Annotated in this window: 13 protein-coding genes; 10 read left to right on the top strand and 3 right to left on the bottom strand. The window is 64.5% G+C overall.

Annotated features, from left to right (window positions below; genetic code table 11):
- Positions 1–118 precede the first annotated feature (118 nt).
- From FFI87_RS21255 to FFI87_RS21225, 7 genes are all read left to right on the top strand, one after another.
- On the top strand, positions 119–949 hold the full coding sequence (locus tag FFI87_RS21255; protein WP_138849167.1) for a shikimate dehydrogenase family protein: 831 nt from the start codon (positions 119–121) through the stop codon (positions 947–949).
- 177 nt (positions 950–1,126) lie between these two features.
- The gene (locus FFI87_RS21250; protein WP_012366415.1) at positions 1,127–2,209 is read left to right on the top strand and encodes a glycerol dehydrogenase; all 1,083 of its coding nucleotides are present in this window, start codon (positions 1,127–1,129) and stop codon (positions 2,207–2,209) included.
- A gap of 61 nt (positions 2,210–2,270) precedes the next feature.
- Positions 2,271–3,572, top strand: coding sequence for an MFS transporter (locus FFI87_RS21245; RefSeq protein WP_012366416.1), 1,302 nt, complete (start codon positions 2,271–2,273; stop codon positions 3,570–3,572).
- Between the two features lie 215 nt (positions 3,573–3,787).
- Positions 3,788–4,129: a DUF4148 domain-containing protein gene (locus tag FFI87_RS21240; protein ID WP_138849169.1), complete on the top strand. Its 342-nt coding sequence runs from the start codon at positions 3,788–3,790 to the stop codon at positions 4,127–4,129.
- 293 nt (positions 4,130–4,422) lie between these two features.
- Complete coding sequence (locus tag FFI87_RS21235) at positions 4,423–5,622, top strand: efflux RND transporter periplasmic adaptor subunit (protein ID WP_012366418.1); 1,200 nt, start codon at positions 4,423–4,425, stop codon at positions 5,620–5,622.
- On the top strand, positions 5,619–8,810 hold the full coding sequence (locus tag FFI87_RS21230) for an efflux RND transporter permease subunit (protein ID WP_138849171.1): 3,192 nt from the start codon (positions 5,619–5,621) through the stop codon (positions 8,808–8,810). Before FFI87_RS21235 ends, FFI87_RS21230 begins: the two co-directional genes overlap by 4 nt.
- The gene (locus tag FFI87_RS21225; protein WP_138849173.1) at positions 8,807–10,201 is read left to right on the top strand and encodes an efflux transporter outer membrane subunit; all 1,395 of its coding nucleotides are present in this window, start codon (positions 8,807–8,809) and stop codon (positions 10,199–10,201) included. The genes FFI87_RS21230 and FFI87_RS21225 overlap by 4 nt, the downstream gene beginning before the upstream one ends.
- Positions 10,202–10,324: 123 nt before the next feature.
- Here the strand turns inward: FFI87_RS21225 and FFI87_RS21220 are convergent, their stop codons facing one another.
- Together FFI87_RS21220 and FFI87_RS21215 are read right to left on the bottom strand one after the other, a co-directional pair.
- Positions 10,325–11,227 (bottom strand): LysR substrate-binding domain-containing protein, encoded by a 903-nt coding sequence (locus FFI87_RS21220; RefSeq protein ID WP_012366421.1) that lies wholly within the window; start codon positions 11,225–11,227, stop codon positions 10,325–10,327.
- Positions 11,228–11,654: 427 nt separating this feature from the next.
- Entirely contained in the window at positions 11,655–12,014 is a 360-nt protein-coding gene (locus FFI87_RS21215; RefSeq protein WP_244096981.1) for a DUF4411 family protein, read from the bottom strand.
- Between the two features lie 257 nt (positions 12,015–12,271).
- Between FFI87_RS21215 and FFI87_RS21210 the strand changes: the two genes are divergently transcribed.
- Both FFI87_RS21210 and FFI87_RS21205 read left to right on the top strand, forming a co-directional pair.
- Entirely contained in the window at positions 12,272–12,580 is a 309-nt protein-coding gene (locus tag FFI87_RS21210) for an ArsR/SmtB family transcription factor (RefSeq protein ID WP_138849175.1), read from the top strand.
- Between the two features lie 72 nt (positions 12,581–12,652).
- On the top strand, positions 12,653–13,714 hold the full coding sequence (locus tag FFI87_RS21205) for an alkene reductase (RefSeq protein WP_012366424.1): 1,062 nt from the start codon (positions 12,653–12,655) through the stop codon (positions 13,712–13,714).
- A 15-nt stretch (positions 13,715–13,729) separates the two neighbouring features.
- Here FFI87_RS21205 and FFI87_RS21200 read toward each other — a convergent pair whose 3' ends face one another.
- Complete coding sequence (locus FFI87_RS21200; protein ID WP_138849176.1) at positions 13,730–14,257, bottom strand: GNAT family N-acetyltransferase; 528 nt, start codon at positions 14,255–14,257, stop codon at positions 13,730–13,732.
- An 84-nt stretch (positions 14,258–14,341) separates the two neighbouring features.
- On the opposite strand from FFI87_RS21200, the gene FFI87_RS21195 reads away from it, so the two are divergent.
- The gene (locus tag FFI87_RS21195) at positions 14,342–14,953 is read left to right on the top strand and encodes a LysE family translocator (RefSeq protein ID WP_138849178.1); all 612 of its coding nucleotides are present in this window, start codon (positions 14,342–14,344) and stop codon (positions 14,951–14,953) included.
- Positions 14,954–14,959: the final 6 nt, after the last annotated feature.

Raw genomic sequence — 14,959 nt, 5'->3', positions numbered from 1 at the left:
CTTCTGTCGCTGTGTACGCGTGGCATTTCGGCCATCATGAATCGCGGTCCGCAAATTGACCTTGCCGTATCGCCATCACGTGATGCATCATATATTTTCAAACAACGCGGAGACACGCATGCTGACCACTCCACCCTCCTCGCCCGCGGTCAATGGCGAAACACAGGTAATTGTCTTGATGGCGTGGCCGGCCGCTCACGTCCGGACGCCCACCCTGTTCAATGCCCTTTGCGCCAGGAAGAACATCAACGCGATCATGGTTCCGTGGGCCGTGCGTCCCGAGCATCTGACGCAGGCGTGGGACGGATTGCGGCACATCGCCAATCTGGCCGGTGTCGTGCTCACCATTCCGCACAAACAGGCGGCGGCAGAACTGTGTGACGAGCTCGAAGGCGACGCATCGTTGCTCGGCGTCGTGAACGCGGTCCGCCGCAACGCGAGCGGCAGTTATACGGGGCGAATGTATGACGGTTCCGGTTTTGTCGCCGGCATGCTGCGCGAGGGCATCGCGCTCGCGGGCAAGCACGTGCTTCTGCTAGGCGCCGGCGGAGCGGCGACTGCCCTTGCGTTGGCACTGGCGCGCGCGGGCATTGCACGGCTGACGATCGCCAACCGCAGTCCGGAAAAAGCACACGACCTGGCGGCACTCGTCGGAAAGGCGGTGCCGAACTGTGAGGTAAGAGCCGGCAGCGACGAACCGGGCAATCACGACATCGTGATCAACGCAACGTCGCTCGGGCTAAAACTTGACGACGCGCTGCCGTGCGACACGTCGAAGCTGACGCCTGCAATGGTCGTCGCCGAGGTGGTCATGCAGCCCGCGGTCACGCGGCTTCTGACAGAAGCCGAAGCGCGTGGCGCTCGCACTCACCGTGGCGAACACATGGTTACGTCGCAACTCGATCACTTTGTCGAATTCCTGCTCCCCAACGTGAATCCGCAGGCCTGAGGCCGGCATCTTTGTCACCCAACGTCTCAGCGAGCTCGCTGCCCGAACACGCGGCCCGTGCCAGCAGATCGACCGGTGACGCGGGCGCGCGTATTTCATCCCGATCACTGACGCATCGGACGTGATGTATCTGTTCAAGACCCCGTACCGAACGTTCTCCACCTGTCACTCGAAATCATGACTGCACTTATCTTTGGCTCTCCGGGCCGCTACATCCAGGGCGATGGACTCCTTGGCGATATCGGTCAATACATTCGCGACTGCTCGGAGCGCGCGCTTGTCCTTTGCGACAGCTTCGTGAAAGAGCAGTTCGGCTCGCGAATCGCGGCCTCGTGCGCCGCGCACGAAATCGACGTGCGCTGGCTGGCGTTCAGCGGTGAACTCACGGATCGCAAAGTCCGCGAGCTCGAGCATGCCGCGCAATCGTTCGACTATGGCGTCGTTGTTGCGATCGGAGGCGGCAAGACGCTCGACGCCGGCAAGGCGCTCGTCGATGCTGCTCATTGCGCGTTGATCACCGTGCCCACCGTTGCATCGAACGACTCCCCCACGTCAAAAAACTATGTGGTGTACGACGACGATCATCAACTCGCGGCGGTCAGGCACTTGCCGCGCAGCGCCACGTATGTGCTGGTCGACACCACGTTGATCGCCCAGGCGCCGACGCATTTCCTGCTTGCCGGGATCGGTGACGCGATCAGCAAATACTTCGAAGCAGAGCAGTGCCTGCAAAGCGGCGGCAAAAACATGTTCGGCGCGAGGCCGTCCTATTCGGCGTACGTGCTCGCGCGCGAGTGCTTTTCGATCATCCAGGCCCATGCGGAGACGGCGCTGGCCGAGCTCCAGCACGGCCGCACTGCTCCGGCATTCGACCGGCTCGTCGAAGCCGTCATTCTGATGAGCGGCCTGGGCTTCGAAAGCGCGGGGCTCTCGATCGCTCATTCGATGACGCGTGGCCTGTCCCGGCTCGAAACGTCGGCGCGGGCACCACACGGCTTGCAGGTCGCGTACGCGCTGCTAGTTCAACTCCATCTCGAACGTCGAGCCCCCGATTTCATGCGCGACATGATCGGCCTCTATGCGCGCATTGGCCTGCCGGTCCGCTTGAGCGACCTGGGCGCTGGCGTCGTCACTCGGGAGCACTACGAGACAGTCGCCCGCTTCACGTTACAAGCCCCCTATTCGGCACATTTCGAGCGCACGCTCGGCATCGAGGACATCGTCGCGGCGATGGAAGCCATCGACCACGCTATTGCCTGAGCCCTCAGGTTGCGCGAACCGGGCGCGAAAGCATGTCCCGCGACAAAAAATCGGAGACTTCATGACTTACCTTTCTCATCTTTCCTCGTCGTCGCGACGTGCCGCGTCGCAACCTTCATCTCATCGGCGATCCCTGATCGCGTCCAGTCTCGGCAATTTGCTCGAATGGTTCGACTGGACGGTCTATACGGTTGCATCGGTCTATATTGCCGGCGCGCTGTTCGACAATACGAACAAGACATCGTCGCTGCTCGGTACGCTGGCCGTATTCGCTGCAGGCTTCTTCGCCCGCCCGTTGGGTGGCATAGTATTCGGCGCGATCGCCAACCGCATCGGACGCCGCTCGGTACTCCTGAGTACGATGCTCCTCATGGCGTTTGCGAGCCTTCTGATCGCGATCATCCCGCCATATGACGCAATCGGCAGCTGGGCCTCGGCCGCATTGCTGGTGGCGCGCCTCGTGCAGGGTGCGGCGCACGGCGGCGAAACAACGGCGTCCTATGCCTACGTTGCCGAAATCGCTCCGCCCGCGCAGCGTGGTTTGTGGTCGAGTGCCGTGTTCATGTCGGTCGGCGCCGGCTCGCTGATTGCCACTTTTTTTCTTGCGTCGCTCACGGCGTTCCTTTCACCGGACGCCATGCAGAACTGGGGATGGCGGGTGCCGTTCGCGTCGGGCGGGTTTCTCGCGATATTCGCGCTATGGCTGCGCCGCAATATGGTGGAAAGCGTCATCGTTGACGCCTCGACCCAGGCTCGTCACAAGCCGTGGCCGCGGGCCAAGGTCGTGCGCGAAGGCTTGAAGCTGTTCGTGTACGAGGCCGGTTCGACGCTTACCTACTATACGTGGGTAACGTCCGCAGCCATCTACGCAATCAGTGTCAAGCACATGGATGCGCACCGCGCGTTCACAATGAGTTGCATTGCCCAGGTAATCTATCTGATCGCGCTTCCGCTCATTGGTCGCCTTTCCGATTTCACCGGACGCAAGGTTACGACGCTCATCTCGCTGCTCGGCATCTCGATCACCATCTTTCCGCTCTGGAGCCTGATTTCCAGCGAGCCGTGGACGTTGCTCGTCACGCAGTCGGTCGGGCTCGTGCTCGTTGCATTTATCACCGGGAGCAAGCCTGCGGCCATTTCGGAACAAGTGCCGACACGCTACCGCACCCGTCTCTTCGGCTTTTTCATTTCACTGGCGGTCGCATTCTTCGGCGGCACCGCCTCATATCTGAATGCATGGCTGTATTCCTTCGACAAGGGGCAGCTATTCAATGTCTATCTCATCGTGGTGGCGGTAGTCGCGAGTTGCGCCGTGCTGACATGGAAGAACAACACCGGAGTAAAGCTGGACGATATTGAATGAGCCTGGATGCGGTTCCAAACGGCCAGTCGATTAAACAAGGCACTGCCTAAAAATCCAGGGAGGCACATGTGAAACCTGATGCCCGACTCATGACATAAGATCAAAAGTCAATTTGTCGATCTGCCGTTTTTCATCGACGGCACCCGCCCTATATTGGCATCACCGCAGCGACAACAAGGTCGCTGCGGCCCTCTCAACCAATACAGGTTCCTGTCATGAAATCGTTCCGCTCTCGTACCATTGCCTCGCTGATTCTTTTCGTCCCGGCCCTCGCTTTCGCGCAACAGGCCGACCGTCAACCAACCCGTGCGGAAGTGAAGGCCGAACTAGCGCAACTCGTCGCCGCCGGCTATCGTCCGGCGATGGATCACAACCAGGATCCGGCGGCGATCCTCGCCGCGGAAAAGCGTGTCCGCGAAAACACCGTCGCGCAGGATGCGCCGCACACCACACCGGCCGCCGCGACGACCGGCTACGGCAGCGAAGGCCGCTCCACCAGCGAATCCGGCCGCGCGGTGATGATCAACGGCCGCGACTCGATCTATCGCGGCCATTGATTCGCATCGACGCGCAAGAGAGCCGGCCTCTCGACACGCGCATACGCTTGCCCCGTCCCTCCGTATTGCCGGCCCGAACCGCCTGAACAGGCATTCGGGCCGCGCGTCGTCACCGAACCTCCCGCCTGTCCCGCCATCCTGCACAACCGGCTCGCGCATCGTCGCCCCGCGCGGCGATTCGTGACTGCGCAGTACAAGTTCTTATGCCGCTTCATCTGTTTATCCGCCGTGCGCCGCGCACGATACTGCGCACCATCCGGCGCGATGCGCCTCACTCGATATTTCGCACGCACATGAACCGCAATCCAGGATTGAAGCGCATCGCGCTACCGGCCGTGCTGGCCGCCGTTCCGCTGGCCGCGCTGCTCGCGTTATCCGGCTGCAAGTCGGACGACACCGCACCGGCCGCGACGCCGAGCGTGATCGTCAGCCCGCCCGTCGCCCGCGACGTCAACGATGTCGACGTCTATACGGGCCGCTTCGAAGCCGTCGACACGGTCGACGTGCGCCCGCGCGTGAGCGGCTATCTCGACAAGATCGCATTCCAGGACGGCGCGACCGTCCGCAAAGGCGACTTGCTGTTCGTCATCGATCCGCGCCCGTACCAGGCGGCCGTCACCGCTGCACAGGGCGCGCTCGAACGCGCGCAGTCGCAACTGAAGCTGAGCCGGCAGGATTTCGAGCGCGCGAGCATCCTGATCAAGACCGACACCATCGCGCAGAGCCTCTACGACCAGCGCAGACAGGCCGTGCAAAGCGCACAGGCCGAGGTGACGAGCGCGCAAGGCGCGCTCGAACGCGCGCGGCTCGACCTGTCGTTCACGCGCATCGTCGCGCCGATGTCCGGCCGCATCAGCCGCAAGCTCGTGAGCGAGGGCAATCTCGTGAAAGGCGGCGACAGCGATGCGACCGTGCTGACGACGATCGTGTCGCAGGATCCGATCGACATCTACTTCGACGTCGACGAGGAAAGCTACCTGCGCTATACGCGCGAATCGCAGAAAAGCGGCGGCAACGCGTCGTCGCGGCAGGTTGCGATCGCGCTGCCGGGCGATACGCAGCCATCGCTGACGGGCACGATGGATTTCGTCGACAACCGCCTCGACAACTCGACGGGCACGTTGCGGCAGCGCGCGCGCGTCGCGAATCCTGACCGGCGCCTGAGCCCCGGTCAGTTCGGCCGCGTGTCTCTGTCGAGCCGCGTCGCGCATCACGCGCTGCTTGTTCCCGATTCGGCCGTCGCAACCGACGCGACACGCCGCGTGCTGTATTTCGTCGACGCGAACAGCGTCGTCGCGATCCGCCCGGTGACGCCCGGCCGCCTGTACGGCAACCTGCGCGAGATCGACGCGGGGCTGAATGCGGGCGACCGCGTGATCGTCGACGGCTTCCAGCGCGTGCAGGCCGGCGACAAGGTCAAGGTCGTTCCGCGCGCGATCGCGACGGCCGATGCCGCCGGCCCTGCAACCGTTACGACAGGGAGCGCGCAATGAACCTCGGCCGCTTGTCCGTGCAGCAGCCGGTGCTCGCGATCGTCCTGTCGATCGTGCTGACGATCGCCGGCGCGTTGGCCTATTTCTCGCTCGCGGTGTCCGAGTATCCGGACATTGCGCCGCCCACTGTCGTGATTCAGGCGACCTATCCGGGCGCCTCCGCGGAAACGGTATCCCAGACGGTGTCGACGCCGATCGAACTGGAAGTCAATGGCGTGGAAGACATGCTGTACATGTACAGCCAGGCGACGTCGGACGGCAGCCTGAACATCACCGTGACGTTCAAGCCGGGCACCGATGTCGACAAAGCCCAGGTGCTGGTGCAGAACCGCGTCGCGCTCGCGACGCCGCGCCTGCCCGAGCCCGTGCAGCGCAGCGGCGTGTCCGTGCGCAAATCGTCGCCGACGCAGCTCGGCACGATCTTCCTGTACTCGCCCGACCAGCGTTACGACCCACTGTACGTATCGAACTACGCGATCCGCAACGTCGCGGACGTGCTCAAGCGGATCGAAGGCGTCGGCGACATCAACCCGCTCGGCGCGCGCGAATACTCGATGCGCATCTGGCTCGATCCCGAGCGCGTCGCGTCGTTCGGCCTGAGCCCGAGCGACCTGATCGCCGCGGTGCGCGCGCAAAACACGCAGCTCGCGGGCGGCGTGGTCGCGCAGGCGCCTATCACGAACCAGGCCTTCCAGCCGAACCTGATCTTCGAAGGGCGGCTCAAGCGCCCTGAGGATTTCAGCGACATCGTCGTGAAGCAGGGCAAGGACGGGCGGCTCGTGCGGCTGAAGGATGTCGCGCGCATCGAAGTGGGCGCACTCGCCTATGCGACCGACAGCTACATGCTGCGCCACCCGACGATCGCGCTGCAGGTGCTGCAGCAGCCCGGCGCCAATGCGGTCGCGACGATGGCTGCGGTCGAGAAGAAGATGGCCGAGCTGAGCCAGGATTTCCCGAGGGGCATCGTCTACAACATCGGCTACAACCCGACCGCGTTCATCGGCGACAGCATCCACGAACTCGTCAAGACCATCTACGAGGCGGTCGTGCTCGTCGTGTTCGTCGTGCTGCTGTTCCTGCAGGGCTGGCGGCCGTCGATCATCCCGATCCTGTCGATTCCGGTGTCGCTCGTCGGCACGTTCGCGGCGATGGCCGTGCTCGGATACTCGATCAACAACCTGACGCTGTTCGGCCTCGTGCTCGCGGTGGGGATCGTCGTCGACAATGCGATCGTCGTGGTCGAGAACGTCGAGCGGCACTTGTCGACCGGTGCAGGGCCGCGCGACGCGACATTGTTGACGATGAAGGAAGTCGGCGGCGCGCTGTTCGCGATTACGCTCGTGCTTTGCGCGGTGTTCGTGCCGACTTCGTTCATTCCGGGCATCTCGGGCCAGTTCTTCCGCCAGTTCGGCGTGACGATCGCCGTGTCGACCGCGATTTCGTTCTTCACGTCGGTGACGCTCGCGCCCGCGCTGTCGGCGATGATCCTGAAAGCGCATGCCGACGAACCCGATGCCGCCGCGCCCGTGTCGCGGGTTGCCGCGTTGTTCGCGCCTGCGATGCGTGTCGTGCAGCGCTTCGCGAACGCATTCAACCGCGTGTTCCAGCGCCTGTCCGACGCGTATGGCAGGCTGGTCCGGAAAGTTGTGCGGATTATCCCCGCGATGGCCGCAATGTACGTCGTGCTGATCGCCGCGACCGGCTATCTGCTCGTATCGAGCCCAAAGGGCTTCATTCCGGCGCAGGATCGCGGCTACCTCGTTGTACTCGTGCGGATGCCTGACGGCGCGACGCTCGAACGCACGAGCGCGGTCGCGCGCAAGATCGAGGACATCGCGCTGTCGGTGCCCGGTGTCGCCCGCGTGCCGGTGTTTTCCGGCGTCAATGCGGCGACCGGTACGAATTCGGCGAACAGCGCCGGCCTGTTCCCGGTGTTCAAGCCGTGGCCGGAGCGCAAGAAGCAGGGCCTGACGATCGAGAAGATTGCAGCCGAGATGCGTCAACGGCTGGCGAGCGTCACGGAAGCGTCGATCGTCGTCGCGATGCCACCGCCGGTGCAAGGCCTCGGCAGCACGGGCGGCTTCGCGATGCGGCTGGAAGACCGCAACGGCCTCGGCACCGCCGCGCTCGCGAAGGCGACGCGGGATCTGGTGGCCGCCGCAAACCGCACGCCCGGCATGGTCGGCGTCTATACGCCCTACTCCGCGACGAGCCCGCAGGTGCATGTCGAACTCGACCGCGAGAAGGCCGAGATGCTCGGCGTGCCCAGCCAGGAAATCAACGATGCGGTCGAAACGTACTTCGGCTCGACCTACATCAACGACTTCAACATCGTCGGGCGCACCTACCGCGTGACCGCGCAGGCCGACCTGCCGTTCCGCGTCGAAGCGTCCGATCTCGCGCGGCTGAAGGTACGCAACCGCGACGGCGAAATGGTGCCGATCGGCAGCGTCACGCGCATCGACGACACGCTCGGCGTCGATCGCGCACCGCGCTACAACCTGTATCCGGCCACCGAAATCAACGGCGACACCGCGCCGGGCCTGGGCTCCGGCTTCGCGATCAAGACGATGGAAACGCTCGCGAAGCAGGTGCTGCCGCCCGGCATCTCGTTCGAATGGACCGATCTCTCGTACCAGCAGACCACCGCCGGCAACACGGGGCTGCTCGTATTCCCGCTGTGCGTGCTGCTCGTGTATCTGGTGCTCGCCGCGCAGTACGGCAGCTGGAGCCTGCCCGTCTCGATCCTGCTGATCGTGCCGATGTGCCTGCTCGCCGCATCGCTCGGCGTGCGCGCACTCGGCCAGGACGTGAACATCCTCACGCAGATCGGCTTCATCGTGCTGGTCGGGCTCGCCGCGAAGAACGCGATCCTGATCGTCGAGGTCGCGCGACAGTTGGAGGCCGACGGCATCGATCTGGTCGAGGCCGTCGTCGAAGCGTGCGTGCAGCGGCTGCGCCCGATCGTGATGACGTCGCTTGCGTTCATTCTCGGCGTGCTGCCGCTCGTGATTTCCGAGGGCGCCGGCGCGGAAATGCGCCAGGCGGTCGGTGCGGCCGTGTTCTTCGGGATGATCGGCGTGACGTTCTTCGGGCTGCTGTTTACGCCCGTCTTCTACGTGATGGTTCGCCGGCTCGCGATGCGCAAGACCGCTGTCGCGGCCGTCGCGACGGAGGTGGTGCAATGAAATTCGTTCGACTCGTGGCCGCGCTGTCCGCGGCGGCCGTCCTGACTGCGTGCACGAGCGCCCCGGTCGCCACCGTTTCGCCGCCGCCGCTGGCCGCGACCTATGCGAATGCCGACCTCGCGGCCAGCGGCCCGGCCGCCGACACCGGTGCGTGGTGGCACGGCTTTCACGATCCGATTCTCGACCGGCTGGTCGACACGGCACTCGCGAACAACCTTGACCTGAAGGCCGCAGTCGCGCGCATCGACGCGGCACGCGCGGTGCGGATCGGCGCGGCGTCGCAGTGGTTCCCGTCGCTCGACCTGAATGCGAGCGCCGGCCGCCAGCGGCTGTCCGCGTCGCAGGCGTTCCCGACCGATACGCCGACGACGGGCAACGCGTTCGACCTGAACGCGAGCCTCGCATGGGAAATCGACATCTTCGGCCGCATCCGCCAGGGCGTCTCGGCTGCCGACGCGGACATGGCGTCCGCACAAAACGATGCGGCGGCCGTGCGGATCGCAACGATCGACGAAACCGTGCGCACCTATGTGACGGTACGCGGACTCGAACAGCGGCTCGCACTGGTCGAGGCCAACGCTTTGAGCCAGCGCGGCACCGAGGAATCGACGCGGCGTCTGTTCGATGCGGGTGTCGTGCCGGTCGCCGACGTTGACCGCGCCGCCGCGCAGACGGAGACGACGCTGGCCGAACTGCCCGCGCTGCAACTGCAGCGGCAGACCGCGATTCATCGGCTGTCGATCATCACCGCGTCGACGCCGCAGGACATCTACGCGCAACTCGACCCGCCCGCGCCAGGGCCGGTGTGGACGGCCTCCACTCCGGGCATCGGCACGCCGGCCGACCTGCTGCGCCGACGGCCGGACGTCCGCGCCGCCGAGGCACGCGTCGTCGCGGCCTATGCGCGAATCGGCGTGGCCGAGGCCGACCTGAAGCCGCACCTGCAACTGATCGGCGTGATCGGCGCGGCGATCGACGGCTTCTCCGGTGCCACACTCGCGCGGTCGCTGGCGTGGATGGCAGGCGCCGGCGCGAGCGCACCGCTGTTCGACGGCGGGCGGCGGCGCAGCGTCGTCGCGTTACGCAGTGCGCAGGCGGATCAGGCGCTCGCTGCATATCGTGCGACAGTGCTGACGGCGGTCAGCGATGTCGAGACGTCGGTAGCGGCGACTGCCCGCGATCACAGTCGCACCGAGCGCCTCGAACGCGCGGTGGCGAATGCGCGCGGCGCCTATACGCAGATCAACCAGTCGTGGCACAGCGGCGAATCGGCGTTCATCGATACGCTGGAAGTGCAGCGTTCGCTGCTCGCGGCCGAAGACTCACTCGCGCAGGCACGGACCGACGAAGTGCTCAGCCACGTCAGGCTGATGAGTGCGCTGGGGCAGTAGACACCGCTCCCAGAATTCGATCGAGGCGGCGGATCGGTCGATGGAAAAAAGGGCGGCCTGTCCGATACCGATCGAACAGGCCGCCCTTACGCTGCGGCATGACCCGCCGTTCACCGACTTCGCTCAGTCGATGTCGCCGCTTTCCTTCAACTGTGCACCGACGTAGTCAAGAAAGCTGACGATGCGTGACGACAGCGTCGCGTTGCGATAGTAGACCGCATGAATCGGCTGGCGAAATTCTGTGGTGTCGTCAACGAGTAGTTCGACCAGACTGCCGTCGCGGCGATGCGTACCCGTCATGAAATCCGCCAGGCACACGATGCCGGCGCCATTGAGCGCGAGCGTCAGCAGCGTCTCGCCGCTCGACGCCTGCAGCGCAGGCTGTACCCGGTACCCATCGCCAGCCGCAGTACGCAACGGCCAGTGGTTCAGCGTCTCCGGCTGGACGAAGCCGAGCAGCGTATGGGTCGCAAGATCGTCCACGCTCTCGGGTATCCCGGCCCTCTCCAGATAGGCCGGGCTGGCAAGAATACGTAGCCTGCTGCTGCCGAGCTTGCGCGCGTGCAGTGTCGAGTCGCGCAACTCACCGATCCGGATCGCGACATCGGTGCGTTGTTCGAGCAAGTCGATGATCTCGTCGCTCGTATGAAGCTCGGCCTCGATCGCCGGATAGGCTTCGCGAAACCCCGGCATCATCGGCGCGATCACGTGCTGCATGAACGGCATCGCAGCGTTGATCCGCAGACGGCCCGCCGGCGTTTCGCGCTGCCGGGCGATCTGGTCTTCGGCAAACTCGACCGACGCAATAATGTCTCGCGCATAGTCGAGGAAGACGTTGCCCTCTTCCGTGAGTTCCAGCCGGCGTGTCGTGCGCCTGATCAGCGTTGTGTCGAGTTTATCTTCCAGCCGCCGCAGGATTCGGCTCATCACGGAGGTCGGCTGATGCAACCGGTCCGCCGCACCCGTCAGCGAACCCGTGTCTGCGATCGTTACGAACGCGAGCATTTCGTCTAGTGTGGTCTTCATGAGAAGAGAGTCGAGCACCAATCGTAAGCCGCTACGATAGTGTGACTTCGTTCCGTTGATAACCATAAGTCGGAACGAATCATTTTTGATTTCCGATCAATAATCGGACTAATCTCAACACGTGCGGATGTCGACCCGGTCGAACCGGTGTGGACGGCCGATCCGCCACAAGTTGTAACGCTCGCCGCCACGCTCCACAATGCCCGCAACGTGTTCGCTTAGAGATGTTGTAGGCGTTCACAATTAGCGCTAGCCGTGTTCACAGGCTGAGCTTGAGGCAGAGAGCGCCCCGTCTGCACTCAGCGTCTCGACCGGCCGTGCGCTGCCTCGGAAAATCGGTCTAGAAATCAGGGCGTTACCGCCGCAACACGAGGATTCTGGAGTGACGCAACTATTTTGCTCTAAGCCCGAAAAAGGCCACATGCGGCTATGCCGTCGGCTTGAGCCACGTGGTCGTGAAGCCAAGCTCTCTCAACATTGTGAATGTGTTGCAGACAGAAACACCATTGTCCCGGCACACGTCCGGCACGCGGCGATTTGCCCGTTTTTTGGCTGGCGCAGATACCTCGATCGACACGACGACACGGTGACCCGGGTCGGTTACCGCGTACGCGATCAGGAATGGGTCCCTCCCGACTTCTTCGAGCTCCGTTTCGTCGAGGTCGGGAGCGTAGCCCTTCGCTAAGACAGAAGCCACGATTTCCGGGTCGGCCTCTTCTTGCAAAACAAGCGTCTCGTACCCAAGGAGCACTTTTGCGTTGATCGGACTCACGGTCAGCGCAGTCAAAAACAAAAATATCTCGTTTATAAACATACACATATAAACACAATCTCACGATACGAAATATAAAGTACCAACTATTTTGTGCGCAAAATGTATCGCCTCAAAAGTGCGATCATTTTTGAATGCCGACAATAAACAACCCCACTCGCGACAGTGCCTTCGTACATATCGTCTTTTCCCGATATATGATTCGCCCATCGACGATACCCGCTTGCGCCGGCGCTCCGACAGAACGCCGGAATGAATACCACGCCCCTTCCATGCCGACCGAACTCGACATCGACGCGATCCTTAAAGCGCTTTCGAACCCCCTGCGCCGGGAAATTCTCGTCTGGCTGAAAACGCCGGGCGCGCATTTCCCCGACCAGACGCTGCCGTACGACCACGGCGTCTGCGCCGGGCAGATCGACGCGCGCTGCGGGCTGTCGCAGTCGACCGTCTCCGCGCACCTCGCGACGCTGCAGCGCGCGGGGCTCGTGACATCGACGCGGATCGGCCAGTGGGCGTTCTTCCGGCGCAACGAGGCCGTCATCGACGCATTTCTCGACGCTCTGCGCCGCGAACTCTGACCCAGGCCATGCGGGCCACCCGCCGCGCACGACGCGACGGTCATCCCGCCTTTCGTGAAGAGGTTATCTGCCATGCCCACTCTGTTCGACCCCGTTACCCTCGGCGATCTAACGCTGCCGAACCGCATCGTGATGGCACCGCTCACCCGCTCCCGCGCGGGCGCGACGCGCGTGCCGAACGACCTGATGGCCCGCTATTACGCCGAGCGTGCATCGGCCGGCCTGATCATCAGCGAAGCGACCTCGGTCACGCCGCAGGGCGTCGGCTATGCGGACACCCCCGGCATCTGGTCCGACGAGCAGGTCGAAGGCTGGAAGCGCGTGACGCAGGCCGTGCACGCGGCCGGCGGCCGCATGGTGCTGCAGCTGTGGCACGTCGGCCGGATCTCCGACCCGATGTTCCTGAACGGCGACCTGCCGGTCGCGCCGAGCGCGATCGCCGCGGGCGGCCACGTCAGCCTCGTGCGCCCGCAGCGTCCGTACGTGACGCCGCGCGCGCTCGAACTCGATGAAATTCCGGGCATCGTCGCCGCATACCGCAAGGGCGCGGAGAACGCGAAGAAGGCCGGTTTCGACGGCGTCGAGATCCACGGCGCGAACGGCTACCTGCTCGACCAGTTCCTGCAGGACAGCACCAATCACCGCACCGACGCGTACGGCGGCCCGATCGAGAATCGCGCGCGCCTGTTGCTCGAAGTGGTCGACGCGGCGATCGACGTGTGGGGCGCGGGCCGTGTCGGCGTGCACCTCGCACCGCGCGGCGATGCGCACACGATGGGCGACTCCGATCCGGCCGCGACGTTCGGCTATGTCGCGCGCGAACTCGGCCGCCGCAAGATCGCGTTCATCTTCACGCGCGAGTCGTATTCGGGCGACCACCTGAGCCCGCGCCTGAAGGAAGCGTTCGGCGGCCCGCTGATCGCGAACGAGCAGTTCACGCTCGAATCCGCGCAGGACACGCTCGCGAGCGGCAACGCCGATGCGATCGCGTGGGGCAAGCTGTTCATCGCGAACCCGGACCTGCCGCGCCGTCTCGAACTCGGCGCACCGCTGAACAAGCCGGTACCGGAGACGTTCTACGCCGAAGGCGAAACGGGTTACACCGACTACCCGGCGCTCAGCGACGCGGCCTGACGGCCGGCGACACGTTCATGCGCGCACGTCGGCGCGCATGAACACGCGCTGCGTCTCGTCGAGGCCGCGCGCAACGTGATGCGCGCGGATCGCGTGGAGTGCGTGGTCAAGCGATGCGTCGTCGACGATGTGGAAACCGAGGCGCGCGTAGTACGGCGCATTCCACGGTGCATCGCGGAACGTCGACAGCACGACCTCGGCAATGCCGTCTTGCGCGGCGCGCGTCATGATCCGCTCGATCAGGCGCGCGCCGATCCGCTGCCCCGCATGCGACGGCGCGACATCCAGTTCCTCCAGATACAGCCGCCGCGCATCGAGCAGCCGGTAGAACGCGAAGCCGACGCACGCTCCCTCATCATCCGTCGCGACATACGCTCGACCGTCGTCGATGCGCACGAGCACGTCGGCCGCATCGGTCGGTTCGCCTTCGGCAACGTCGACCATGCCGATGGCGCGAAAGCGCTGGGCGGCGGCCACTTCCACGGCGGCCATGGCGGCCGCGTCTTCCCGCGTGGCGGGACGAATCCGGATCGATGCTGTCATCACGACGAGATAAGCGGGCTGGAACGGCCGTCACTATAATCGAAACCTCATACCTTTCGAACGTCCCTGCCCACGAGGTTCGTCATGACGCTGTCCGCGCTTGCCGTGTTCGCCATCGCCCTGCTCGTCACCGCCGGCACGCCCGGCCCGAGCGTCGCCGCGCTCGTCGCGCGCGTGCTGACGAACGGCGTGCGCGACGTGCTGCCGTTCCTCGCCGCGATGTGGATCGGCGAGGCGCTGTGGCTCACGCTGGCCGTCGCCGGGCTGTCCGCGTTCGCGCGCACGTTCGCGACGGGCCTGCTCGTGCTGAAGCTGCTCGGCGTCGCGTATCTGCTGTTCCTCGCGTGGAAGATGTGGACCGCGCCGACCGACGCGCAGGCCGACGACCTGCCGCGCGGCCAGTCGCCGTGGCGCATGTTCGTCGCTGGCACCCTTGTGACCCTTGGTAATCCGAAGATCATGCTGTTCTATCTGGCTCTGCTGCCGACGATCGTCGACCTGACGCATGTCGGGGTCGTCGCGTGGGCCGAGCTCGTCGGCACGATGCTCGCGATCCTGATCCTCGCCGATTGCTTCTGGTCGCTGCTCGCTTCACGTGCGCGCGCGTTCCTCACTTCGGCACGCGCGAAGCGGATCGCGAACCGCACGAGCGCGACCGCGATGGCGGGTGCGGCGGTGGCGATCGCGACGCGTTGAATACGG

Source organism: Burkholderia sp. KBS0801, assembly GCF_005937855.2.
In the GTDB taxonomy this organism is placed as follows: Bacteria; Pseudomonadota; Gammaproteobacteria; order Burkholderiales; family Burkholderiaceae; genus Burkholderia; species Burkholderia ambifaria.
This window is presented reverse-complemented; position numbering and strand designations above follow the sequence as displayed.

Excerpts from the sequence above, each read along its gene's own strand:
- FFI87_RS21195 (WP_138849178.1), top strand. The coding sequence starts at position 14,342 with ATGACGCTGTCCGCGCTTGCCGTGTTCGCCATCGCCCTGCTCGTCACC.
- FFI87_RS21225 (WP_138849173.1), top strand. The coding sequence starts at position 8,807 with ATGAAATTCGTTCGACTCGTGGCCGCGCTGTCCGCGGCGGCCGTCCTG.
- FFI87_RS21230 (WP_138849171.1), top strand. The coding sequence starts at position 5,619 with ATGAACCTCGGCCGCTTGTCCGTGCAGCAGCCGGTGCTCGCGATCGTC.
- FFI87_RS21255 (WP_138849167.1), top strand. The coding sequence starts at position 119 with ATGCTGACCACTCCACCCTCCTCGCCCGCGGTCAATGGCGAAACACAG.
- FFI87_RS21205 (WP_012366424.1), top strand. The coding sequence starts at position 12,653 with ATGCCCACTCTGTTCGACCCCGTTACCCTCGGCGATCTAACGCTGCCG.
- FFI87_RS21240 (WP_138849169.1), top strand. The coding sequence starts at position 3,788 with ATGAAATCGTTCCGCTCTCGTACCATTGCCTCGCTGATTCTTTTCGTC.
- FFI87_RS21200 (WP_138849176.1), bottom strand. The coding sequence starts at position 14,257 with ATGACAGCATCGATCCGGATTCGTCCCGCCACGCGGGAAGACGCGGCC.
- FFI87_RS21250 (WP_012366415.1), top strand. The coding sequence starts at position 1,127 with ATGACTGCACTTATCTTTGGCTCTCCGGGCCGCTACATCCAGGGCGAT.
- FFI87_RS21210 (WP_138849175.1), top strand. The coding sequence starts at position 12,272 with ATGCCGACCGAACTCGACATCGACGCGATCCTTAAAGCGCTTTCGAAC.
- FFI87_RS21245 (WP_012366416.1), top strand. The coding sequence starts at position 2,271 with ATGACTTACCTTTCTCATCTTTCCTCGTCGTCGCGACGTGCCGCGTCG.
- FFI87_RS21220 (WP_012366421.1), bottom strand. The coding sequence starts at position 11,227 with ATGAAGACCACACTAGACGAAATGCTCGCGTTCGTAACGATCGCAGAC.
- FFI87_RS21235 (WP_012366418.1), top strand. The coding sequence starts at position 4,423 with ATGAACCGCAATCCAGGATTGAAGCGCATCGCGCTACCGGCCGTGCTG.